The following is a 21514-nucleotide window of genomic DNA, read 5'->3' as shown; positions in this document are numbered from 1 at the left end:
TCACTTCTGTGAGAATTACAAGAAGACTATGGCAACAAATAGAACATTTACAATGATTAAGCCTGATGGCGTAGAAAACGGACACATCGGAGCAATTTTAGAAAAAATTACGGCAAGCGGTTTCCGGATTGTAGCAATGAAGCTTACACAAATGACAAAGGCAGATGCCGAAGCTTTTTATGCAGTACACAATGAGCGTCCATTTTTTGGAGAGCTTGTAGAATTTATGACACGTGGACCTATAGTTGCAGCGATTCTTGAAAAAGAAAATGCCGTAGCAGATTTCCGTACGTTAATAGGAGCTACAAACCCAGCAGATGCAGCCGAAGGTACGATCAGAGCATTATATGCAACATCTGTAGGTGAAAACGCTGTTCACGGAAGTGATAGTGATGAAAATGCAGCGATTGAAGGTGCTTTCCATTTTTCAGGAAGAGAGCAGTTTTAATACTTTTAGATATATTACTAAAAAATGCGCTATCTGCAAAGGATAGCGCATTTTTTCGTTTTAAAGCAATTAATAATATGTATTTTCATAAGAATAATTGGAGGTTTATCGTATCTGATTAAGTTAGAAATTCATCCATTATTTTTCTGAATTTTAGAGCATATTTTTTATTCGTTCAATTATATTTGGTTTAAAAACTTTAAATTTCTTTTCATAAGAAAATTCTGTGTACGTTTTTCCAATATATTCTTTTCCTTCTTTATCGGTCAAAATCGCTGTGCAGTTCAAAAAATTATATTTTTTCGAAAGTTCTATTTTAAAAATTCCACTATTTATAAAATCAGATTCAAAATTCTCATTTTCCAGAGTTAGGTAAATTGTTTCCTTTAACCTTGGTAAATAAGCTAGAATTGGTTTTATTTCCATTTCTTTTGGTTCAATAGTTTCATTCATTAAGTCAATCACCAATTCAGATATTTTGATTTCAGAAGCTGCATTTAAAATCCAATCAGACATGTATGCTTTGCTGTAATAGAATAAAGTGCTGAAATACCTTTGAGTCAGAGAATTTGGTAATCCATTTAAGTTTTTTTTCTTTCCCAAGGTTTTGTGGAAATTTATTATGTCCAATGATGTTATCTATTTTAAAACCAGTTTCTTGACAACGTCTCTTCTTAATTCTTCATTAAGACGTTCTAAAATATACGCATTTCTAAAAACAACTACCGTCTAGTGATGTTATTTATCGTAATATCAATTTCTTAACAATATCTCTTCGTAATTCTTCATTAAGACGTTCCAAGATTTTTTCTTTCCCGTAACTTAATTCTTCTCTGAATACAGAAGAACTTAAATTCACTAGAAGTGTATCTCTTTCTAAGCGAACAGAAATGGTGTAGGTTTTAAACGCTGGATTGAGCGCAAACCAAGCACTTTCAACATCTAGTTTGTCAATGCCTTTTTGGAGTTTGTTTTTAGTGACAAATTCCCCTAAGGCATCACTTATCGATATAGGGTCTGTATGGCGCTTTGTCATTTTGAAAAGAGTATAGGTTCATATCTTCTATACGTATAGGTCGTACCATTCTCGTTGAGAAGAATCAGTTGATCTTTTGAAGCTTCAATAACGGTTTCTTTCCAACTATCAAAGGCTGTTGTATATTTTAATACGAGGGTGTTGTCATTAATTTCTATATCAATATTTTCTGATGATTGCGAGGTTGTAAAATGACCACCAATATCGGGTTGTACCTTTTTACGAACTCCTTTCAGGTTATCCTGAATCTCAAAGAAATCAACATTTTGACTCAAAGAATATGTTTTTTTACTACCATCAGGGGTGGCTACTTCTGCAATTTCCCAATATCCTTCAAGATACGTGAGCTGCTCATCAGGGGTTTGGGTACAAGAAACAAGGCTTGTAGCCATAAGAATATATATAAGGCGTAGGTATTTCATAATAACATAGCAAAGTACGCAAAAAAGAAGAGATTACTCGGGATTACCTAAGTGAAATAATTCATAACTCTGATGAATTTTTTTAACCACGGCTTCTGTTCGCTTGGGATGTGTGTCACTAATGAAAAGTTGACCAAAGTTATTTGTATTTACCAGCTGTATAATATGTGTCACTCTATTTTCATCGAGCTTGTCAAAAATATCATCAAGTAATAATATAGGACTCACGCCACTTTCCTTTTTAATAAAATTAAATTGCGCTAGTTTTAAGGCGATAAGATATGTTTTTTGTTGCCCCTGTGACCCAAATTTTTTAACGGGATATCCATCTATTTCAAAGGCTAAGTCGTCTTTGTGTATGCCTACACTGGTATATTGCAACATCCGATCTTTAGCCAACGCATTGGTAAGTAAATGTGCTAATGGCATCTCGTGTAAGGCACTTTGATACATAAGAGAGACCTTCTCTGTACCGCCACTTATCGCTTTGTACTGTTCCTGAAAAATAGGTTCAAAATGAGTCAAAAACTCGGTTCTTTTTTCAAAAATAGGCTGTCCATAGGTGACCAATTGCTCATTATAGACACTCAAAGTGTCTTTATCAAAGGTGTTATTTGCCGAAAAATACTTTAATAACGCATTTCGCTGGCTAATTACTTTGGTATATGACAGTAAATTTGACAGATACTTTTTGTCACTTTGGGAGATCACTCCGTCTATAAATTTACGACGCATATCACTTCCTTCTGTAATCAGATCTCGATCTGCAGGAGAGATAATGACAAGCGGTAAAAAACCGATGTGATCTGCAAAACGCTCGTAGGCTTTTGCATTGCGTTTGATGACTTTTTTTTGTCCTTTTTTAGCACTGATCACCACTTTTTCTTGACGATCATTTTTGTCGTAAACTCCATCTATGACAAAGAAGTCGGCGTTGTGATTAATGTTTTGACTGGTGACAGGATTAAAATAACTCTTCCCAAAGGATAAGTGATAAATAGCGTCTAAAATATTGGTTTTTCCAACACCATTATTTCCCACAAAACAGTTGATTTTTGCATCAAATTCAAAGGCTTTTGAGTCAAAGTTTTTATAGTTAATTAAGGATAGAGATTTTAAAATCATAGGGTTTGTCATAGGTACGCTTTCGCGAAAGCGTATAACTTCTCAGAAATGGTTTGCAAATTATCGAAAAATAAGGAATAATTTCCCTTTCAAAATTCAATAAAAATTATATTTTTGCGCCACTAACAAAATATCTATATGGCAACGTATAACAAAAGGGGTTATAAGCCCAAAACTAAGGTTGAAAAAGAAGTTGAAGAAATAGAAGACAGTACTACAGCCGAAGTATTTGCCTCTCTTGACGAAGGAGCTTCTAAAACCGAAGAATGGGTAGAGAAGAACCAGAAAGCTATTTTTGGAGTAATTGTAGGAATTCTTGTAATTGCTTTGGGATATATCGCTTATGGTAAATTTATCAAAGAACCTAAAATCGCAGAAGCTGCTAATGAGCTTGCGCATCCACAAGAAAGTTTTACAACAGCACTTGAAACTACCAATACGAATGTAAAGGATTCTTTATATCTAGTCGCATTAAATGGATCTCAAGGGAAATATGGTTTACTAGAGGTTGCAGACAAGTACAGTGGTACACCTTCTGCAAACCTTGCACACTACTATGCAGGAATGTCTTACTTAGAGATTAAAGACTACAAAAATGCGATCAGTCACCTAGAAGATTTTTCTTCTGATGATATGATGCTTGCGCCTCTTGCAAAAGGAGCAATTGGAGATGCATTTATGCAATTAGACCAAGCAGACCAAGCATTAGGATATTATGAGCAAGCGTTCAAATTAAATACAAACGACTTTACAACTCCTCGTTTCTTATTCAAAGCGGCAGTTGCTGCCTTAGATTTAGGTAAAAATGATGTTGCCGTAGAGTATCTTACCCGTATTAAAGATGAGTTTGGAGACTCTGATTATGCGAGTCAGGTAGATTTGTATATAGGAAGAGCACAAGCAGGAAACTAGTTTTCAATAAGAGGTGCATATCTCATTATTGAAATTTTAAAATACAATCAGTATGGCTACAGAAGGAACAAACCTTTCGGCTTATGATAAAACCACCATCCCAAACGCGAAAGATTTTCGGTTTGGGATTGTTGTTTCTGAATGGAATGGTCAAATAACAGAAGGACTTTTTCAAGGTGCTTTTGATGCGCTTAAAGACTGTGGAGCCATCAATGATAATATTGTGCGTTGGAATGTTCCTGGAGCTTTTGAACTTATTTATGGTTGTAAGCGTATGACAGCATCTTATGATATGCTAGACGCCGTTATTGCCATAGGCACAGTGATTCAAGGAGAGACCAAACATTTTGATTTTGTATGTCAAGGCGTCACACAAGGAATCAAAGAATTGAATCTTACAGGCGAAATCCCTGTCATCTTTTGTGTACTTACAGACAATACCCTCCAGCAATCTATTGACCGGAGTGGAGGTAAACACGGGAATAAAGGAACTGAGGCTGCGATTGCTGCTATCAAAATGGCACAACTCAAAAAGGATTCTAAATTTTAGAATAGATCATAGAAATCTTTCTTACCTCTTTATATTTTCCCAATGCTACGTTTTCAAACTGTTAAATAGGCATGCTTTTTGCCTGTAAAAAACGTATATTTGAACTAATATCAAGTGCGTTATGGGACCAATAAAGTTTACGATAATAAAAAAACTAAAAACCAATAATAGGTTTAACTATACTCCTCGTTATTATAATGGAAAAGAAGATGTAGATGAATCTAAGTATACGACTAAGATCGATGCCTATACAGAGTCTTATAACAAAAATGACTTTGGGTCTCATTGGAAAGACGCACGAAAATCTTCAAGAACGAGAGGTAATATTGAGTTTAACAGCACCATATTAATCATCGTAGCAATACTTGCGTTTATATTTTTATGGATTATAGATTTTGATTTATCCATATTTTAGGAAACTAGATGGCAGACATTATTAAGCTTTTACCAGATCATGTGGCAAATCAAATTGCTGCTGGAGAGGTTGTGCAACGACCTGCATCTGTTGTAAAAGAACTTCTGGAAAATGCAATTGACGCAGGGGCGACATCCATCAAATTAATCGTAAAAGACGCTGGCAAAACACTGATCCAAATCATAGATAACGGAAAGGGGATGAGTGAAACAGATGCTCGGATGAGTTTTGAGCGTCATGCTACTTCCAAAATCACATCGGCGGCAGATCTTTTTAACCTGAATACAAAAGGATTTAGAGGAGAAGCTCTAGCATCTATTGCTGCTGTTGCTCACGTAGATTTGAAAACTCGTGTACAGGATCAGGAGGTAGGAACTCATATTGAAATTGAAGGAAGTCGAATCATTACGCAGGAACCTTGCGCAACACTTACAGGAACTTCACTAGCCGTCAAAAACTTATTTTTTAATATTCCCGCACGTCGTAACTTTTTAAAATCGAATAATGTGGAACTTCGTCATATTATAGATGAGTTCCATCGAGTGGCATTGGCACATCCGCAAATACAATTTGCGATGTTTCATAATGAAGGGGAAGTTTTTCAATTGCCTAGCGGAAATCTAAAACAACGTATTGTTGGAATTTTTGGTGGGAAAACGAAGGAAAAATTAGTTCCCGTCACTGAGGAAACTGATATTGTTACCATTCAAGGATTTGTTGTCAAGCCTGAGTTTTCTAAAAAAACGAGAGGAGATCAATTCTTTTTTGTCAACGATCGGTTTATAAAAAATCCATATCTCAATCATGCCGTAAGTGCTGCTTTTGAGGGATTACTTCCCGATAGAGCAAGAGCAAGCTATTTTTTATATCTGACGGTAGATCCGAGTACGATAGATATAAACATTCATCCTACAAAAACGGAGATAAAGTTTGATGATGAGCATTCGCTGTATGCGATTTTGCGTAGTACCATAAAGCATAGTTTAGGACAATTTAATATTGCGCCTGTGTTGGATTTTGATAGAGATGCCAATCTAGATACTCCATACTCATACAAAGATAAGTATGCTCATACGCCTAAGGTAGAGGTAGATCGTAATTTTAATCCTTTTGAGAATGTGCCTCCTCCTAAAAAAGGAGCATCGATGCCTACCTATACAAAACCACCGGTTGAAGGATGGGAGCACATGTATGAAGGTTTAAAAACAGTGCCTTCAGAGGGTGGTAGTAATGTTACGTATGAAAGTGAGGAGGTGACAGGTGACTTGTTTCAGAAAGAGGCTGGGTACGCTTTCGCGAAAGCGGAATCATCCACCTATCAGTTAAATAATAAATACATCATCAGTACGATTAAAAGTGGGATGGTCATTATAGATCAACACCGAGCGCATCAACGTATTTTGTATGAAGAACTCCTGCGGAATATTACAGTAAAGGAGTCTGTGAGTCAGCAGTTATTGTTTCCGCTAGTGCTCAATTATACTTCATCGGAGTTAGGATTGTTAGTGCAACTCAAAGAAGGATTAGAAAATACAGGATTTGTTTTTGGAAAAGTGGCTAATGAAACGTTGGAAATCACGGGAATTCCTACTTCTTTATCAGAGTCTGAAGTGCCAATTGTGATGGAACAGCTTTTAAGTGATTTGGAAAATGAAGTGCCAGATACGGGATTCAGTCAGACAGATACGTTGGCAAAAAGTATGGCAAAGAGTATGGCGGTCAAGGCAGGAGAGACATTAGATGGCGTTTCTAGAGAACATTTAGTAAATAGTTTATTTGCGTGTAAAGAACCGAGTGTTTCTCCAGATAATCGCACTACATTTATTACCATGAATGCAGAGGAGTTAGATAGAAAATTTAAGTAACAGAAAATGGGAAAAATTACAGATACAGTGAAGGTGCTATTGATTATAAATGTGATCTTTTATTTGGGGTCTCAATTTATACTCACACCCGGACCTGCGATGCAATTATTTGCATTGTGGTTTGTGGAGCATCCTTCTTTTCAAATATGGCAACCGCTTACGCACATGTTTATGCATGATTTAGGAAGTCCTATGCATATTATATTTAATATGTACGGTCTTTGGATGTTTGGAAGCGCGGTTGAGCAATCAATAGGTCAGAAAAAGTTTATATTTTTTTATTTCTCAGCAGGTTTAGGGGCTGCTTTGATACATACACTAGTTAATTATTATCATTTTCAATCGGGTTTTACAGCTTTAGTAGAAGCAGGATGGAATGAAAGCCAAATTTTTAATTTATTAGAAGATGCTGAAAGTCAGATTAGAAGCCTTGGTAGATATCAAGTAGATATACCTCAGGGATTTGATGGAGAACATATCAAGCCTATGATATCTAGTTATGTTACTAGTGCTGTAGGAGCTTCTGGGGCTCTTTATGGAATTTTAGTAGGGTTTGGGATGATGTATCCTAATGCAGCTTTAGGGTTGTTGTTTATTCCTGTTCCTATAAAAGCAAAGTATTTTATACCCGCATTGATTCTGTTGGATTTATTTTCGGGACTTACTGGATTTTCAATTTTTGGTCAGAACATAGCAAATTGGGCACATCTTGGAGGGGCGTTGTTTGGATTTATCATGATGTATTACTGGAAAAAAAATAGTTTTAACGATAAACGTTGGTATTAATCATGGCGGCAAATTCACTTTCATATCAATTTAAAACAGCAAATATTGCGATAAAGCTTATCGTGATTAATGTTGCGGTGTTTATACTATTCAATATTTTACCTTGGATGATCCAAGTAGATAATAGTGTATTTACAAAGTATTTTGTGCTTCCTACAGATTTTGTACGATTACTACAGCAACCCTGGTCTTTCATTACGTATGCTTTCTTACATAGCGGTTTCATGCATATTCTTTTTAATATGCTATTCCTGTATGTGTTTTCTAAGTTTATTTTAAACTTATTTACAGAAAAACGATTTCTAACTATTTACTTGCTTGGAGGTGTTTTTGGTGGACTCCTCTTTGTGTTGGTGTATCATTTGCTACCTGCCTTTAAGGGAAATAGTGTCCTTTTAGGAGCGTCTGCAGCAGTAAATGCAATTATTATTTTTATAGCTACCTATAGTCCGAATACGCCTATCCGCGTTTTTATGTTTAATTTAAAACTCTGGCATATTGCAGCTTTTGTGGTGTTGAGAGATTTGTTAACGCTTGACTCTTCTGACAATGCGGGCGGACTCATATCACATTTAGGAGGGGCTGCTTTTGGATATCTATATGCAGTACAACTTGCCAAAGGGAATGATATAGGTCTTTGGTTTGAAAAAATCATGGATATTGTAGCTGGTTGGTTTTCTTCAAAACCTAAACAGAAAAAATCAAAAATGCGTACCGTACACCGTACCACAAAAAAGGCACCTACAAAAAGTACGAAAACGAAACAAAGTTCCGTTACTAAAAGTGATCAACAGCAACAAATAGATGCCATTCTTGATAAAATAAGCAAGAGTGGATATGATAGTCTTTCTAAAGCAGAAAAGGACTTCTTATTTAAAGCTGGAAAAGATAATTAATGAAAGGACTCTCCTTTTTTGGAAAAGCTATTTTTTTTATAAATAGTGTGTTTGCCATTCTCCTAGTTTTTGGGTACGTGTTACCCTATATACCGCCACATATATTTCCAAGACTTTCTGTATTAAGTCTTTTATTACCTGTACTACTTGTAATCAACACAATTTTTCTCATCTACTGGATTTTGAGAAGAAAACGACAGTTATTTCTTTCGGCTTTTGTACTCATTATAGGGATAGGTCATATAGGTTCTTTATATAGTTTTGGTAGTAATACAGATATGACTCAGAAGGATGGATTAAAATTAATAAGCTATAATGTACGCTCCTTTAATATTAATGGTTGGTCTAAAGAAGAGAATATAGGTGATCGTATTTTAGAGTTTATAGCCGATAGGAATCCTGATGTTGTTTGTCTACAAGAATATCATCCCTCATTTTCATTATCTGCAGAACAGTTTCCTTATCAATATAAAAAGATGAGTGAGCGTTCGAAGAAGTTTGGGCAAATTATTTATTCAAAATATCCTATCATACATACGGGTTCGTTAGATTTTGAGAAGACAGGAAATAATGCAATTTATGCAGATCTTGTGATCAAAAGTGATACGATACGTGTTTATAATGTCCACTTCCAATCGTTACGAGTGTCTTCAAAATTAAATACGCTTAAGAATGAAGATTCTAAACGTTTATTGGGGAGAATGGGAGAAGCTTTTAAAAAACAAGAAGAGCAATTGATGAAGTATTTGGATAGTGAGAAGAATTCACCTTATCCTGTCATTCTTGCAGGAGATTTTAATAATAGTCCTACATCTTATATGTATCGTAAAATAAAAGGAGATAAACAGGATGCTTATAAGGAAGTTGGGTCAGGTACTGGACGTACCTTTACATTTGATTTTATACCCTTGCGTATAGATTTTATACTAGCCGATCCAAAATTTGAAATTCTTCAATTCAAAAATCACGACATCAAACTATCTGATCATCTTCCTATCGAAAGTGTCATCAATAAGAATTTTAAGTTCTAAATATTCTTAAACAATTACTTCCGATAGATCTACTTGTTCTAAATAGGATAGTGCATTTGGCCCTTCATTAAATAATAAATCCAGAATAGATAGATTAGGAAGATATCCATGCTTGTCATGAAATAACTGATGGTATTCTGGAAGTTTATAATCTGGTTCTTTCTTTGAAGTAATAAGATGGCGCAAGTTTTTGATAGGAGGTTTGGGATTCCTAAAATACTCTTTAGTATATGTAATCTCCTTTTCTAATTGCAAACAGTCCATAATAATTTCTTGAAAAGCCAAATTAAAATCAATCAATGTATCATAGACAGTCGTGTACAAAGGTTCTAACGTGTCTTCATAATATTCAAAAAACGGAGACGTTTGATACGCCACTTTTAAAGAACGCCAGTGATCACGTTGCCAGTGAAATTTATTTTCTAATTGTACCTCAAAATAGCGCTGATGTCCCTCAGGATTGCGGCTATGCTTTATAGGGATGGTTAATTGTAAGGTTCCGCTGGCGGTTGCAATTTTTGTTCGTGAACGATACGATTGCTTCTGATAATTGTCAAAGGCTTCAAATATGATATGATCTGCCTGAGCAATACACGCATAGTGTATGATAGGGATACAATAGCCAGGATGTAGGAGTATCGTTTTCAATATTAATGTACGTTTATTGCATTACCAACATAATTATTTTGATCTATGAGTCCAATAAATCTAGAATCCAGAGTATTATCTCTATTATCTCCCATCACAAAAAACTTATTTCCTGAGATTATTAATGGTCCAAAATTATATGAATTCCAATCTTTTGAAAAGCTCTCGTGTACATTATTTTGATTCTCTTTTGTGGTTGTAGTATAAGTTAAAGTAGCTTCAGGAATAAATTTTTTTACAACGGAATCTTCTAAATGTATCATTATTTTATTTTCTCCAATTCTATAATAGTTATCATAATCACTTAGTAGTATATGTTGTATACTTTTTAATTGATTATCATTAATAATATAGGAATGCTTTAATCGTATATCTTTGTCTATGTTTATCCCATTAACATAAGCAGTTCCATTTTTTATAGATAATGTGTCTCCTTGTTTTGCGATCATCCTAGAAACATAATTTGCCAATCCAAAATTTTCATCAAGCCTTTTAAAAATAATAAAATCATTTCTTTGTGCAGGGACAAGATTGGAAACTATAATATAATCCCCAGGCTCCAAAGTTGGTGATGAAGATGTAGTAGGGATATTATACACTTTTAAATAGCCTTTGTACCCAACAAATTGATAAGAAATTAATAAGCCAAAAAAGACAATTGCTATTCCTAATAGTATTTTCTTTTTTTTGCTCATAGTATTTTATGCTTTCTTCTGTTTCTTTTTCTTTCTAAAGAAATTAAATCCAAAATATAAAATCACTAGTCCTAAGAAATGATAACGATAACTTGTCAGTTTTCCATCACCACCCACGGTTGTAAAGACACGATCCCAACGGATATGATTGAAAAATCCATTTTTATTGGGATCTAAACTAAACCATACAAAAACTGGTTTTCCCACAACATGGGTGTAGGGTGTATATCCCCACATTCTTGCATCTTGCGAATTATGACGATTATCTCCCATCATCCAGTAATAATCTTGCTTAAACGTATATTCTGTAATTGGATTCCCATTTAAAGTAACTTCAGTTCCGTTTGTTCCTATAGTATTGTCTATTCCCATTTCAGAGCCTTCATATACTTCGATAATGCGTTTGTAAAAGGGAATGGTAGCTTGTGTTATAGCTACTGTTGTTCCTTCCTTAGGAATATAAATAGGACCGTAATTATGTGTGCTCCAATTATTTTCTTTTGTACGCGGAAATAAATCCTGTTCTCCGCCTTCAAAGGTGTTTTTATTGATGCTAATTATAGAAGAATTGTTTTCTAGTTTTTTCAAAGAGGCATCACTTAAACTAACAATATGGATATAAGGACCTTGTTGAGATTCTTGAGCAATTAATGTGATATCAGATATTTCATATCTACTAGAAGCGAAATCAGTAGGAAAAGTAAAGTTCCCTCTTCCATCTTTAATAGGTTTAACTAAGAGTTCTTTTGATATTACTTTATAATTAAATTGCAGTCTTGCTCTATCAGGAAGTTCGTTTCGCTCTCCGTTAATATATACATACCCATCACGGACCTCTAGAGAATCTCCAGGTAGTCCAACACAACGCTTTACATAATTTGATTTCTTGTCTACAGGTTTGTAAATAGCCTCACTCGAAGTATCAGTAATTACAGTTAATGTATCTACAGGCCAACTAAAGACAACAATGTCATTACGCTTTATTTTTTGAAAACCAGGAAGTCTAAAATAAGGTAGTTCAGGTGAAGATGCGTATGATTTGGCTCCCGTAAAAGGGATAGCATCGTGAAGCATCGGCGTTGCTACAGTCGTCATTGGTGTTCTGGCTCCATAATGAAACTTACTGACAAACAAATAATCTCCTACCAATAATGTTTTTTCTAAAGAGGAAGTAGGTATTGTAAAAGGTTGCATAAAATAGGTATGTACAATGGTCGCTGCTACAATAGCAAAAAGGATAGAACTAACCCATTCTCCACTAGTACTTTTTGGACTCAGGTCTCTTTCTTTGATATGAGCAGCATCGGTGGCGTAGTTAATGTAAAACAAATACAATCCAAGCGTTAAAACAACAAGCGCAGTGTCTTTATAGGTATTAAACCCAAAGCTTCTTGCTGTTTCCGTCCACACCACTGGAAACATAATTAAGTTAACAATTGGTACAAAAAGTAAAATCGTCCACCACCAAGGACGATTAATGATTTTCATAAGTATGACCGCATTATAAATAGGTACTGCTGCCTCCCAAGCTTGTCTTCCAGCTCTTACATATAATTTCCAGGTGCCTAAAAAATGAATGACTTGTACGGCTAAGAAAAAAATAAACCATTGTGTAATTGTCATGATATCCTATATTTATGGGTAGTTAGTGTCTTCGTATTTGTTGATGTTACGCAATTAAGAAATATTTAATACATCTGCCATAGAAAAAACGCCTTTTTTTCCAACAAGCCACAATGCAGCGACCAGAGCTCCTTGCGCAAAGCCTAATCTGGAATGCGCTTCGTGATATAAATGTAAGGTGTCTATTTCGTTTTTATATGTAACAATATGAGTGCCAGGTACAGTACCTTCTCTTTTTGAAACAATAGGAATACTATGATCTTCAATAATGTAAGATGCATTCTCTGTCTCTTTCCAATCCGTATATTGGCCAGCATCTATAATGCCTTCAGCTAGGGTAATAGCAGTACCGCTTGGAGCATCTAGTTTTTGAGTATGATGAATTTCTTCTATCGCTACTTTATAACTAGGATGTGGTGCCATGTACTGTGCTAGTTTTTTATTGATCTCAAAAAAAATGTTGACACCAATACTAAAATTGGAAGCATATATAAAACTTCCATTTTTTTCTTTACACAAGGCGATCATAGTTTCGTATTGATCTAACCATCCTGTCGTACCAGAAACCACTGGAATCCCTTCATTAAAACAGCGAGTGATATGGGATACTGCGACATGAGGCAAACTAAAGTCAATGGCGACATCAACTCCTTGAAAACTAAAAGGGATCTCGTCATCTTTTTTTACAACAATCTCATGCCCTTGTGCCTGCGCTATCTTCTTGATGGCTTGTCCCATTTTTCCATATCCTAAAAGTGCAATCTTCATTAGTCTATATGATAGGTAAGTTTAAACCCATAACGAAATGCCTGTCCTAAATCATCTGTATGAATGTCTGGAGCAAAAGTCAAATCATCACTTACGTTGTATTGTGATAAGTGTGCATCTACATTTGCCTCAAGAATCTGGAGGACGTACATTCCTGCGGTGAGGAGAATAGCAAGCTCTTTACGTCTTCTAAAAAAATCTTGTGCATCTATGAGTCCATCATCTGTAAATATTTCTGTAGTCGTCCCATCTTCATTGACGGTTGTAAACTCATCAATACGCCCTGCGAGTCGATCTTTAAAGGCGTTTCTGTAGCGTTTAAATTCTTTATCACTGTCAATAGCAAAAAAAACACCTGTTCCTAAGGCTCCGTAAACGATCGGTAATTTCCAATAATCTTTATTGTAAGCTTGCCCTAAACCTGGGAGTGCCGCTGCATAAAAGGCAGCTCTAGCTGGTCTTAAAGGGTCAATAATATCTTGTTGTGTATCAATCTTAAGATCAGTCTCTTCTGTAACTATGATATCTTCTGATTGCGCTTTCGCGAAAGCGTATACCAAAAGAAAACTTAAAAGGAGTATGCTTTTTTTATGTAGCACTTTTGATTAATTTCTGTATGCGATTAAAATCTTCTTCTGATGAAAAGGGAATGGTAATTTTACCTCGTCCGTTTTTAGATACCTTGACATCTACTTTGGCTCCAAAATACGCTGCAAATTCCTTACTGCCTTTCTTAATAAATTCAGGAGTATCTTCTTGTTTTGGAAGCTGTGTTTCTGATGTAGTATGGTAATTTTTAACTAAAGCTTCTGTTTGTCTTACAGATAATTTATCTGCAATGATTTTTTCATAAATATCTAATTGATCTCCGGTATCTTCTATATTAATGAGCGCACGCCCGTGCCCCATAGATAAGAAACCATCACGCATCCCAGTTTGAACGATAGGGTCTAGTTTTAATAAACGCAAATAATTGGCGATCGTAGATCGATTCTTGCCTACACGTTCACTCATCTTTTCTTGTGTGAGTTGTATCTCATCAATAAGACGTTGATAGGAGAGAGCAATTTCTATTGGATCTAAATCCTGACGTTGAATATTTTCTACCAGAGCCATTTCCAGACTCTCTTGATCGTTTGCTATACGTATATACGATGGGATCGTCTCATTACCTATCAGTTTTGAAGCTCTAAAACGTCTTTCTCCAGAAACAAGCTGGTATTTATTAAAACTTAATTTACGTACGGTAATAGGTTGTATAACACCTAGTTCGCGTATAGAGGAAGCGAGTTCTCTTAAAGCCTCTTCATTAAAACTTGTACGCGGTTGAAAAGGATTGACTTCAATATCTTTAAGGTCTAACTCAACAATATTTCCTACAACTTTATCTGCGTTTTTATCGTCTACACTTTTGATATCATTATCTGGGTCTTTCAGTAAAGCTGAAAGTCCACGTCCAAGTGCTTGTTTTTTTGTTGCTTTAGCCATATAATTTAGCTATTATTTTTGGTAATAAGCTCCTGTGCTAAGCTTAAATAATTTGTAGCTCCTTTACTTGCTGCATCATAGTTGATGATGCTTTCTCCATAACTTGGAGCTTCACTTAATCTTACATTACGTTGTATAATGGTTTCAAACACCATTTCACTAAAATGTTTTTGAACTTCCTCTACGACCTGATTTGATAATCGCAATCTAGAATCATACATAGTTAGTAAAAGTCCTTCTATATCTAGGTCTGCATTATGTATTTTTTGGATACTTTTAATAGTATTTAACAGTTTTCCAAGACCTTCTAACGCAAAATACTCACATTGTATGGGAATAATAACAGAATCTGCAGCAGTAAGCGCATTTAAAGTGAGTAGTCCTAAAGAAGGCGCACAATCTATTAATATATAATCATATCGATCTCTTAAATGACCAATGGCTTTTTGCATCATATACTCTCGTTTCTCCTTATCAACGAGTTCTATCTCGATAGCAACAAGGTCTATATGTGCAGGAATGATGTCTAAATTAGGCGAACTTGTACCAATGATAGCCTCTTCGGCAGTATTGGTGTGTTCTAGAAGTTGGTAGGTTCCTATCTCGACACTGTCAACATCAATCCCTAGTCCAGATGTGGCATTGGCTTGAGGATCAGCATCGATAAGAAGTACTTTTTTTTCAAGTACACCCAGTGATGCTGCTAGATTTACAGAAGTCGTAGTCTTCCCGACGCCTCCTTTTTGATTTGCGATAGCAATTATTTTGCCCATATAGATTTGAGGAAATTTAAAAGGTAAAAATACAATTTATAATGAGTAAATAAAATGCTTTCAAAATTAAAAAGACCATTACTAGTGATGGTCTTTTTAATTATAACTATTTAATGGTATTTATTAAAAGTAATAACTCACACTAAATGTGAAATTTTCATTGTTTACAATAAGAGGAATTACAATATCATTTGTTGGGAACGATAGGTTATTTTCATATTCCGACAGGTAAGAAAATGTGACTCCGATGTGTTTTTGATTAGGTAGTTGAAACCGTGCGCCAATTCTTGGAACAAGTAGGGTATTGCCTCCAGTGATGTTAAAAGAGAATCCATCTACTTCTCCCTTGAAGGAATCTGATGTAACCCCTATACTAATTCCTGCAAAAGGTTTAATTTTCCCTGTTTTATTTATTAAATATTCAAGTCCCAAAAGAGCTCTATAACTATTTACACGAAAACTTGTTGGACTTACCGCATTATTAAAATTATTTTCTCCAGAAAAGCTAGCACTTCCTTCTAGCGAGATAAAAAGATTCCCTTGAATCGATCCAAAAAAACTAGGAGACGCAATGACGCCTGCTTGTATTTGAGCAGCTATTAATGCTTCTGTGTCATTACTATCAAAAAAACTAACAGTATTAAGTCCAGTCCCGAAACCTACGTAAAAACTCGCTTGATCCGTATTATAGGTAGCGGCATTTTTTATTTCCTTCTCAGTAGGAGTATAGGTACTGTATTCGCAAGAATTATATGCATTTACTATATTACGAAGCGCTGCTTCGTTAAAATTATCTTCATTGTTTAAAATAGCTCTTATACTATTACAGTCTTTAAATAAAACAGCAAGAACGCCAGGGGTTTTGCTGGATTTTGTAGCTGTATTAATAACAACACTTTCTCCATTTTCTATAGCAACAAGGTATTGTGAAGTATTTATTTTGTATAAATTTCCTTTTCCTGATGTGATGTTTGATACATAATAAGGAGTTCCGTTAAATTCTTTTTTTGTTAATAAAGTATTGCCTAGCGTAACTGAGTTTACTTGATCAAAAGAATACGTGCTTACTTTTAAATCTTTCTTTAAAAATAGTTTCTGATTCTCATAATCAATGAGAACACGCCCTTTTTGAGTACTATTTGAAGTAGTGATGGTTCCGCTTGTATAACTTTGCGCCATGATTGTACCCATCGTAAGGATGAGTGAGAAGGCAAGGAGTAGGATATTTTTTTTCATAGTCATAGTTTTAGATATAGACTTAGATCATCAAAAAATATGCCTAGTAAGTTGAAATTACTATTAAGTTCTTACTTAAACGCAAAAAAGGGGAATCACCTTGTGGTAATTCCCCTTTTTGATAAATTCAATATATATTAGATTCCTTCTAAAACGATGTTGTCAATAGCAAACTCATCACGAGAGCCACTTCCAGAGACATCATTTCCTTCAAAACGAATATAGATAAATGATCCAGATGGAACTGTAGCAGTAAAGCTACCAGATCTTGTTGTATTTATAAACCCTAAGGCATCAGAAGCATCAGGAGAAGTGTAATCAAGAGAAGATACTTGTGTATAATTTACATTGTCTGTAGAGTATGAAAAATTCAAACTGTTACCTCTACCTTGATCGTTATTTACATAAAGATCATAGCTTATCATAAAATTCACAAGTGTCTCACTTGTTGTATTCTCAATTCTAAAATCAAATTCACCAGGAGTAAAATCACTTCCTCCAGGCTGAACCCCTAATCCAATATTTCCAGCACCGTTTACATCAAAAGCATAAATACCTCCAGTGGTAACACCTCCTGCACTTGTGCCTCTAGCATAATCACCAGCTGTTTGTGTTCCTCCGTAGCTTAATGATCCTGAAAATCCATTTGCGATGATAATATTAGAATCTAATTGTCCAGCCGTTGGCATAGGGCTAAATCCAGCACCTGTAAACGATTGGAAATCTTCTGAGTATAATGTTGTTAGTGTACCTTCACAAAGTGCATCACTGGTGAAACTTCCTCCTACAACACCTAAGACAGGAGAGTTCCAAGACCAAGTTCCTGTAGTTCCAGAACAATCATCTACACTTGTCGGCTCATTATTAAAGATATGCGTACCACTCCAAGTAACGGGTCCTCCAGCAGCAGTATATCCAGTAGTTGTCATACCATCACCACTTGCAATTGTACACGAAGTAAGGCTTCCCACTGGAGAACAAGAACTTTGCATACCAATTCCATTAAAAATAGTGGTATCTAATGTAGTTTGTGTACTAATCGAACTATCTCCGTCTGCTGTTGTAAGCATAAGGTTGAATGTTTGTGTAGACATATTATCCAAAGGAGCTGGACACATATCACATACATACGTTCCTGTTATAGGATTTACGGGAGCTCTTTCTGTATTTCTAGAAGCTAATATTGCACTCTCAGCACCTCTGAAAGTAACTGTATTTATCTCTAATATTTCTTCTTCAACACCTGTAGTCATTGTAAAAGAAAGTTCATTAGATGTAAATGTGATTTCTTTTGTGTTCCCTGAATCAGACACTTGATCGGTAAAAATACTTACCACTTCACCAGTAGCAAGTGTAAGATCTGCAGTAGCAGAACGTCCATCTTGAGAGAGTGTTACATCAAGTGTTCCTCTGTTGTCACCACTTGTAGTTGTGAATATTCCTTTGTAATTTTCAAGCTCAATATTAGCAACTTCTATAGTGCTATCTGTATTTTCTTCTGTGCTACAAGCCACTATTACCATAGCAAGCATAAAATAGGATAATACTTTTTTCATAATTAATTTTTTTGTTATCATTTGTTTGGCCCAAAAATAAGTTGAATTTTTTAAAGCCCATATTATGAAACCATTAATTTTCAGAAAGAAGTTGATTCTAATTTGAAAAAGCACAAAAGATTCTCATACGAGATATCTTTTGTGCTTTTATAGATTAATTATGAGTGCGCTTTCGCGAAAGCATACTATTCAAAGTAACTAAAAGTCTCTCCGTCTTTAATCGTCAAGAGTGTCTCGTAAATTAATTTGATGACATTTTCTACATCCTCTCGATGTACCATTTCTACAGTCGTATGCATATAACGAAGTGGTAATGAGATTAACGCCGAAGCGACTCCACTATTACTATAAGCAAAGGCGTCTGTATCTGTACCTGTAGCACGTGATAAAGCAGAACGCTGAAAAGGAATTTTATTTTTCTCTGCAGTTTCTGTAATACGATCTCTGAGTTTTTGTTGCACAGCTGGAGCGTACGCAACAACGGGACCTTTACCGATAGCAGCCTCACCTTGTACTTTCTGATCTATCATAGGAGTGGTTGTATCGTGAGTCACATCAGTCACAATCGCTAGATTAGGTTTTATACGCTCTGCGATCATTTGTGCACCTCGTAAACCAATCTCTTCTTGTACAGAGTTTGTGATATAGAGTCCAAATGGAAGTTTATTTTTGTTTTCATGAAGAAGTCTAGCAACTTCTGCTATCATAAACCCTCCAACTCTATTGTCTATAGCTCTACAAACAAATTTATCACCATTAAGAACATGAAATTCATCAGGGTAGGTGATGACACACCCTATATGAATACCCATTTCATGAACTTCATCTTTGTCTGTTGCACCTACATCTATAAAAATGTTATTAGGTTTTGGCGGTTCTTCTTTTGATTTGTCACGAGTATGAATAGCAGGCCATCCAAAAACACCTTTTATGATTCCATTCTTAGTATGGATGTTTACCACCTTTGACGTGGCAATTTGATGATCACTCCCCCCGTTGCGTATAACATACAAGAGTCCGTTGTCAGAAATGTAATTTACATACCAAGAAATCTCATCAGCATGTCCTTCTATAACAACCTTATATTTTGCTTTGGGGTTTATGACCGCTACAGCCGTACCGTAGGTATCAGTAATAAATTCATCTACATAAGGTTTTAGATAATTCATCCATATTTTTTGCCCATCCCATTCGTAACCAGTAGGAGCAGCATTGTTGAGATATTTTTCTAAGAAATCTAACGATTTTTTATTGAGTATACTTTTTGAAGACATTTAAAATATTTTTTATAAAAATAAGAATATTAATAAGAAGTTAATAGTGTTATATCACTGTAATCTTTAATTTTGGAATGATTTTAGCTTAAAGCGAAATAAAAAACAATGCGGATACCTTTCATGATTCTCTTATTAATGAGCTTTTTCTCTGGATGGGCACAAGATACCATACCCGAACCAGAAGAAGGAGGAGAGATAGAGTATTATATCATACAAGGAGATACCATACCAAGAAGCGCCATAGATCTTAATGAAGTAATTGTATTTAAACCTTTAAAATTTGACTCTAAAGAAGAGCGCAGGCGTTATTTAATACTTCGCAGAAAAACACGTAAAGTATATCCCTATGCAAAACTAGCTGCAGATCGACTAGTGGCATTAAATAATAGATTAGATTCTATTACCTCTAAATCTGGAAAAAGGAAATATACTAAGATCATTCATAAGTATCTTGAAAATGAATTTTCTAAAGAGCTTAAAAAATTGACACGTACAGAAGGACAGATTTTAATTAAGTTAATACATAGGCAAACAGGAGAGACTGCTTTTGAATTGATAAAAAGATTACGAAGTGGTTGGAAAGCTTTTTGGTATAATACGACTGCTAGTGCATTTGACATATCTCTTAAACGAGAATATGATCCATTACATATCGAAGAAGATTATTTGATAGAAGATATTCTACAACGGTCATTTCAATCTGGTATACTAGAAAGAAGAAATTCTGTACTAGATTTTGAATACTGGGATTTGTCAAATAAATGGAAACACTCTTCTAAAGAAGCAAACTAAAACAATGTATCTAGCTACATTCTAAGAAGAAAGAAAAATGGCTAGTTTCCTTCCTTAATTTATCGCACTAATAATAAGTAGTAGTTGTCGGCTATCATTTTTATATATAGTCTTGTTTTGTAGTCATTTACAATTATTTTCAAAAAACATTTATTTTTTAGTTTTTAATTGGTGAATGCGTGTTATCTTTGCTGTCCGCTTTTTGGTAGGGGGAGTTCTTTTAACGGTTGTTTTACTTGGATGTAGGGGGAGTAAAAAAAAATAAAAATTTTTATTTTGTTTGTTTGTTTAGAAGTAAAAATTAATTGTACATTTGCACCCGCTTTGAGAGGGAGTATATGTGGTTAAGAATTCAAAGTGTGAAAGTTCATTATTTATTGTGTAATTATTGTTTTTAGGATGGTAAAAAAAAGATTAAAATTATTTTAATTTTTTGTTTGTTTAGAATAAAATAATAATTGTATATTTGCACCCGCTTTGAGAGAGAGGTTTTGGGGCAAAAAGTTCATAAGTATTTAAAGGTAGTGATTTGGTAATATAGGTGTTGAAATAGGTTCAACATAAAGGGTTCGATTCCTTTACACTAAACAAGAAAATGTCATTTATTTTCAGATTATTTTCCTTAGGGGATATGTTTGAAAGATAGATGGTAGTTCATTGACATATTGAATTGACAGCGCGTATAATTTTAAGAATTATACAAGTTTCTAATTTAGATTAGGAACTATAAAAGAATTGAAGACTAGAATATTTTATTTTGAGACGATTAATTTCTTATTTATTGTGAGTTGAAATATATTAAAGACACACGATGAAGAGTTTGATCCTGGCTCAGGATGAACGCTAGCGGCAGGCTTAACACATGCAAGTCGAGGGGTAACAGAGGTAGCTTGCTACTTGCTGACGACCGGCGCACGGGTGCGTAACGCGTATACAATCTACCTTATACTGGGGAATAGCCTTTGGAAACGAAGATTAATGCCCCATAGTATTATTGAATGGCATCGTTTGATAATTAAAGTTTCGGCGGTATAAGATGAGTATGCGTTCTATTAGTTAGTTGGTAAGGTAACGGCTTACCAAGACATCGATAGATAGGGGTCCTGAGAGGGAGATCCCCCACACTGGTACTGAGACACGGACCAGACTCCTACGGGAGGCAGCAGTGAGGA

At 35.0% G+C, this 21514-nt stretch carries 23 protein-coding genes and 1 rRNA gene; 10 read left to right on the top strand and 14 right to left on the bottom strand.

The genetic code is table 11. The features are described 5' to 3' along the window. The first annotated feature begins 28 nt into the window (after positions 1 to 28). On the top strand, positions 29 to 448 hold the full coding sequence (locus Q0505_RS01000; RefSeq protein ID WP_299207830.1) for a nucleoside-diphosphate kinase: 420 nt from the start codon (positions 29 to 31) through the stop codon (positions 446 to 448). 153 nt (positions 449 to 601) lie between these two features. On the opposite strand, the gene Q0505_RS00995 is transcribed toward Q0505_RS01000, so the two are convergent. The 4 genes from Q0505_RS00995 to Q0505_RS00980 all read right to left on the bottom strand — a co-directional run bounded on the left by Q0505_RS00995 (position 602) and on the right by Q0505_RS00980 (position 3031). Then, on the bottom strand, positions 602 to 1051 hold the full coding sequence (locus Q0505_RS00995) for a hypothetical protein (protein WP_299207827.1): 450 nt from the start codon (positions 1049 to 1051) through the stop codon (positions 602 to 604). A 139-nt stretch (positions 1052 to 1190) separates the two neighbouring features. Next, entirely contained in the window at positions 1191 to 1484 is a 294-nt protein-coding gene (locus Q0505_RS00990; protein WP_299207824.1) for a DUF721 domain-containing protein, read from the bottom strand. Then, a complete protein-coding gene (locus Q0505_RS00985; RefSeq protein ID WP_299207821.1) occupies positions 1481 to 1876 on the bottom strand; it encodes a lipocalin family protein in 396 nt (131 codons plus the stop codon). The genes Q0505_RS00990 and Q0505_RS00985 overlap by 4 nt, the downstream gene beginning before the upstream one ends. A 63-nt stretch (positions 1877 to 1939) precedes the next feature. Next, positions 1940 to 3031 (bottom strand): DNA replication/repair protein RecF, encoded by a 1092-nt coding sequence (locus Q0505_RS00980; RefSeq protein WP_299207818.1) that lies wholly within the window; start codon positions 3029 to 3031, stop codon positions 1940 to 1942. Positions 3032 to 3169: 138 nt separating this feature from the next. Between Q0505_RS00980 and Q0505_RS00975 the strand changes: the two genes are divergently transcribed. From Q0505_RS00975 to Q0505_RS00945, 7 genes are all read left to right on the top strand, one after another. Next, the gene (locus Q0505_RS00975; protein WP_299207815.1) at positions 3170 to 3943 is read left to right on the top strand and encodes a tetratricopeptide repeat protein; all 774 of its coding nucleotides are present in this window, start codon (positions 3170 to 3172) and stop codon (positions 3941 to 3943) included. Positions 3944 to 3995: 52 nt separating this feature from the next. After that, positions 3996 to 4493, top strand: a complete 498-nt coding sequence (gene ribH, locus Q0505_RS00970) for a 6,7-dimethyl-8-ribityllumazine synthase (protein ID WP_299207812.1) — start codon at positions 3996 to 3998, stop codon at positions 4491 to 4493. Between the two features lie 121 nt (positions 4494 to 4614). Next, complete coding sequence (locus Q0505_RS00965; RefSeq protein WP_299207809.1) at positions 4615 to 4908, top strand: hypothetical protein; 294 nt, start codon at positions 4615 to 4617, stop codon at positions 4906 to 4908. A gap of 8 nt (positions 4909 to 4916) precedes the next feature. After that, complete coding sequence (mutL, locus tag Q0505_RS00960) at positions 4917 to 6773, top strand: DNA mismatch repair endonuclease MutL (protein ID WP_299207806.1); 1857 nt, start codon at positions 4917 to 4919, stop codon at positions 6771 to 6773. Positions 6774 to 6779: 6 nt separating this feature from the next. Next, entirely contained in the window at positions 6780 to 7559 is a 780-nt protein-coding gene (locus Q0505_RS00955; RefSeq protein ID WP_299207803.1) for a rhomboid family intramembrane serine protease, read from the top strand. Positions 7560 to 7561: 2 nt separating this feature from the next. Beyond that, complete coding sequence (locus Q0505_RS00950; protein WP_299207800.1) at positions 7562 to 8455, top strand: rhomboid family intramembrane serine protease; 894 nt, start codon at positions 7562 to 7564, stop codon at positions 8453 to 8455. Beyond that, positions 8455 to 9486 carry an endonuclease/exonuclease/phosphatase family protein gene (locus Q0505_RS00945; RefSeq protein WP_299207796.1) on the top strand — a complete coding sequence of 344 codons (1032 nt, stop codon included), beginning with the start codon at positions 8455 to 8457 and terminating at the stop codon, positions 9484 to 9486. Before Q0505_RS00950 ends, Q0505_RS00945 begins: the two co-directional genes overlap by 1 nt. A 6-nt stretch (positions 9487 to 9492) precedes the next feature. Here the strand turns inward: Q0505_RS00945 and Q0505_RS00940 are convergent, their stop codons facing one another. The 10 genes from Q0505_RS00940 to Q0505_RS00895 all read right to left on the bottom strand — a co-directional run bounded on the left by Q0505_RS00940 (position 9493) and on the right by Q0505_RS00895 (position 19547). Continuing rightward, positions 9493 to 10134, bottom strand: a complete 642-nt coding sequence (locus Q0505_RS00940) for a WbqC family protein (RefSeq protein WP_299207793.1) — start codon at positions 10132 to 10134, stop codon at positions 9493 to 9495. A gap of 2 nt (positions 10135 to 10136) precedes the next feature. Continuing rightward, positions 10137 to 10829 (bottom strand): signal peptidase I, encoded by a 693-nt coding sequence (gene lepB, locus Q0505_RS00935; RefSeq protein ID WP_299207790.1) that lies wholly within the window; start codon positions 10827 to 10829, stop codon positions 10137 to 10139. A gap of 6 nt (positions 10830 to 10835) precedes the next feature. Then, complete coding sequence (gene lepB / locus Q0505_RS00930) at positions 10836 to 12452, bottom strand: signal peptidase I (protein ID WP_299207787.1); 1617 nt, start codon at positions 12450 to 12452, stop codon at positions 10836 to 10838. A gap of 54 nt (positions 12453 to 12506) precedes the next feature. Next, positions 12507 to 13220, bottom strand: coding sequence for a 4-hydroxy-tetrahydrodipicolinate reductase (gene dapB / locus Q0505_RS00925; protein ID WP_299207784.1), 714 nt, complete (start codon positions 13218 to 13220; stop codon positions 12507 to 12509). Beyond that, positions 13220 to 13819, bottom strand: a complete 600-nt coding sequence (locus tag Q0505_RS00920; protein ID WP_299207781.1) for a DUF5683 domain-containing protein — start codon at positions 13817 to 13819, stop codon at positions 13220 to 13222. Before Q0505_RS00920 ends, dapB begins: the two co-directional genes overlap by 1 nt. After that, positions 13809 to 14708, bottom strand: coding sequence for a ParB/RepB/Spo0J family partition protein (locus Q0505_RS00915; protein ID WP_299207778.1), 900 nt, complete (start codon positions 14706 to 14708; stop codon positions 13809 to 13811). The genes Q0505_RS00920 and Q0505_RS00915 overlap by 11 nt, the downstream gene beginning before the upstream one ends. A gap of 5 nt (positions 14709 to 14713) precedes the next feature. Then, a complete protein-coding gene (locus Q0505_RS00910) occupies positions 14714 to 15481 on the bottom strand; it encodes an AAA family ATPase (RefSeq protein ID WP_299207775.1) in 768 nt (255 codons plus the stop codon). 123 nt (positions 15482 to 15604) lie between these two features. Then, positions 15605 to 16717, bottom strand: a complete 1113-nt coding sequence (locus tag Q0505_RS00905; RefSeq protein ID WP_299207772.1) for a hypothetical protein — start codon at positions 16715 to 16717, stop codon at positions 15605 to 15607. A gap of 137 nt (positions 16718 to 16854) precedes the next feature. Continuing rightward, a complete protein-coding gene (locus Q0505_RS00900) occupies positions 16855 to 18273 on the bottom strand; it encodes a hypothetical protein (protein ID WP_299207769.1) in 1419 nt (472 codons plus the stop codon). 185 nt (positions 18274 to 18458) lie between these two features. Beyond that, positions 18459 to 19547: a M42 family metallopeptidase gene (locus Q0505_RS00895; RefSeq protein WP_299207766.1), complete on the bottom strand. Its 1089-nt coding sequence runs from the start codon at positions 19545 to 19547 to the stop codon at positions 18459 to 18461. Positions 19548 to 19670: 123 nt separating this feature from the next. Here Q0505_RS00895 and Q0505_RS00890 point away from each other — a divergent pair, with 123 nt between their 5' ends. Together Q0505_RS00890 and Q0505_RS00885 are read left to right on the top strand one after the other, a co-directional pair. Continuing rightward, the gene (locus Q0505_RS00890) at positions 19671 to 20342 is read left to right on the top strand and encodes a DUF4294 domain-containing protein (RefSeq protein ID WP_299207763.1); all 672 of its coding nucleotides are present in this window, start codon (positions 19671 to 19673) and stop codon (positions 20340 to 20342) included. 808 nt (positions 20343 to 21150) lie between these two features. Next, positions 21151 to 21514: ribosomal RNA gene (locus Q0505_RS00885) — 16S ribosomal RNA — on the top strand; the annotation flags it as partial.

The sequence above is a fragment of the uncultured Dokdonia sp. genome (genome assembly GCF_937910895.1).
Classification (GTDB): Bacteria; Bacteroidota; Bacteroidia; order Flavobacteriales; family Flavobacteriaceae; genus Dokdonia.
Note: the sequence above shows the minus strand (reverse complement) of the source record. Positions and strands in the feature narration are given on the sequence as shown.

What these genes read in the sequence shown, in the direction of transcription:
- Q0505_RS01000 (WP_299207830.1), top strand. Translation starts at nt 29, where the DNA reads ATGGCAACAAATAGAACATTTACAATGATTAAGCCTGATGGCGTAGAA.
- Q0505_RS00990 (WP_299207824.1), bottom strand. Translation starts at nt 1,484, where the DNA reads ATGACAAAGCGCCATACAGACCCTATATCGATAAGTGATGCCTTAGGG.
- Q0505_RS00985 (WP_299207821.1), bottom strand. Translation starts at nt 1,876, where the DNA reads ATGGCTACAAGCCTTGTTTCTTGTACCCAAACCCCTGATGAGCAGCTC.
- Q0505_RS00980 (WP_299207818.1), bottom strand. Translation starts at nt 3,031, where the DNA reads ATGATTTTAAAATCTCTATCCTTAATTAACTATAAAAACTTTGACTCA.
- Q0505_RS00975 (WP_299207815.1), top strand. Translation starts at nt 3,170, where the DNA reads ATGGCAACGTATAACAAAAGGGGTTATAAGCCCAAAACTAAGGTTGAA.
- ribH (WP_299207812.1), top strand. Translation starts at nt 3,996, where the DNA reads ATGGCTACAGAAGGAACAAACCTTTCGGCTTATGATAAAACCACCATC.
- Q0505_RS00965 (WP_299207809.1), top strand. Translation starts at nt 4,615, where the DNA reads ATGGGACCAATAAAGTTTACGATAATAAAAAAACTAAAAACCAATAAT.
- mutL (WP_299207806.1), top strand. Translation starts at nt 4,917, where the DNA reads ATGGCAGACATTATTAAGCTTTTACCAGATCATGTGGCAAATCAAATT.
- Q0505_RS00955 (WP_299207803.1), top strand. Translation starts at nt 6,780, where the DNA reads ATGGGAAAAATTACAGATACAGTGAAGGTGCTATTGATTATAAATGTG.
- Q0505_RS00950 (WP_299207800.1), top strand. Translation starts at nt 7,562, where the DNA reads ATGGCGGCAAATTCACTTTCATATCAATTTAAAACAGCAAATATTGCG.
- Q0505_RS00945 (WP_299207796.1), top strand. Translation starts at nt 8,455, where the DNA reads ATGAAAGGACTCTCCTTTTTTGGAAAAGCTATTTTTTTTATAAATAGT.
- lepB (WP_299207790.1), bottom strand. Translation starts at nt 10,829, where the DNA reads ATGAGCAAAAAAAAGAAAATACTATTAGGAATAGCAATTGTCTTTTTT.
- lepB (WP_299207787.1), bottom strand. Translation starts at nt 12,452, where the DNA reads ATGACAATTACACAATGGTTTATTTTTTTCTTAGCCGTACAAGTCATT.
- dapB (WP_299207784.1), bottom strand. Translation starts at nt 13,220, where the DNA reads ATGAAGATTGCACTTTTAGGATATGGAAAAATGGGACAAGCCATCAAG.
- Q0505_RS00915 (WP_299207778.1), bottom strand. Translation starts at nt 14,708, where the DNA reads ATGGCTAAAGCAACAAAAAAACAAGCACTTGGACGTGGACTTTCAGCT.
- Q0505_RS00910 (WP_299207775.1), bottom strand. Translation starts at nt 15,481, where the DNA reads ATGGGCAAAATAATTGCTATCGCAAATCAAAAAGGAGGCGTCGGGAAG.
- Q0505_RS00905 (WP_299207772.1), bottom strand. Translation starts at nt 16,717, where the DNA reads ATGAAAAAAAATATCCTACTCCTTGCCTTCTCACTCATCCTTACGATG.
- Q0505_RS00900 (WP_299207769.1), bottom strand. Translation starts at nt 18,273, where the DNA reads ATGAAAAAAGTATTATCCTATTTTATGCTTGCTATGGTAATAGTGGCT.
- Q0505_RS00895 (WP_299207766.1), bottom strand. Translation starts at nt 19,547, where the DNA reads ATGTCTTCAAAAAGTATACTCAATAAAAAATCGTTAGATTTCTTAGAA.
- Q0505_RS00890 (WP_299207763.1), top strand. Translation starts at nt 19,671, where the DNA reads ATGATTCTCTTATTAATGAGCTTTTTCTCTGGATGGGCACAAGATACC.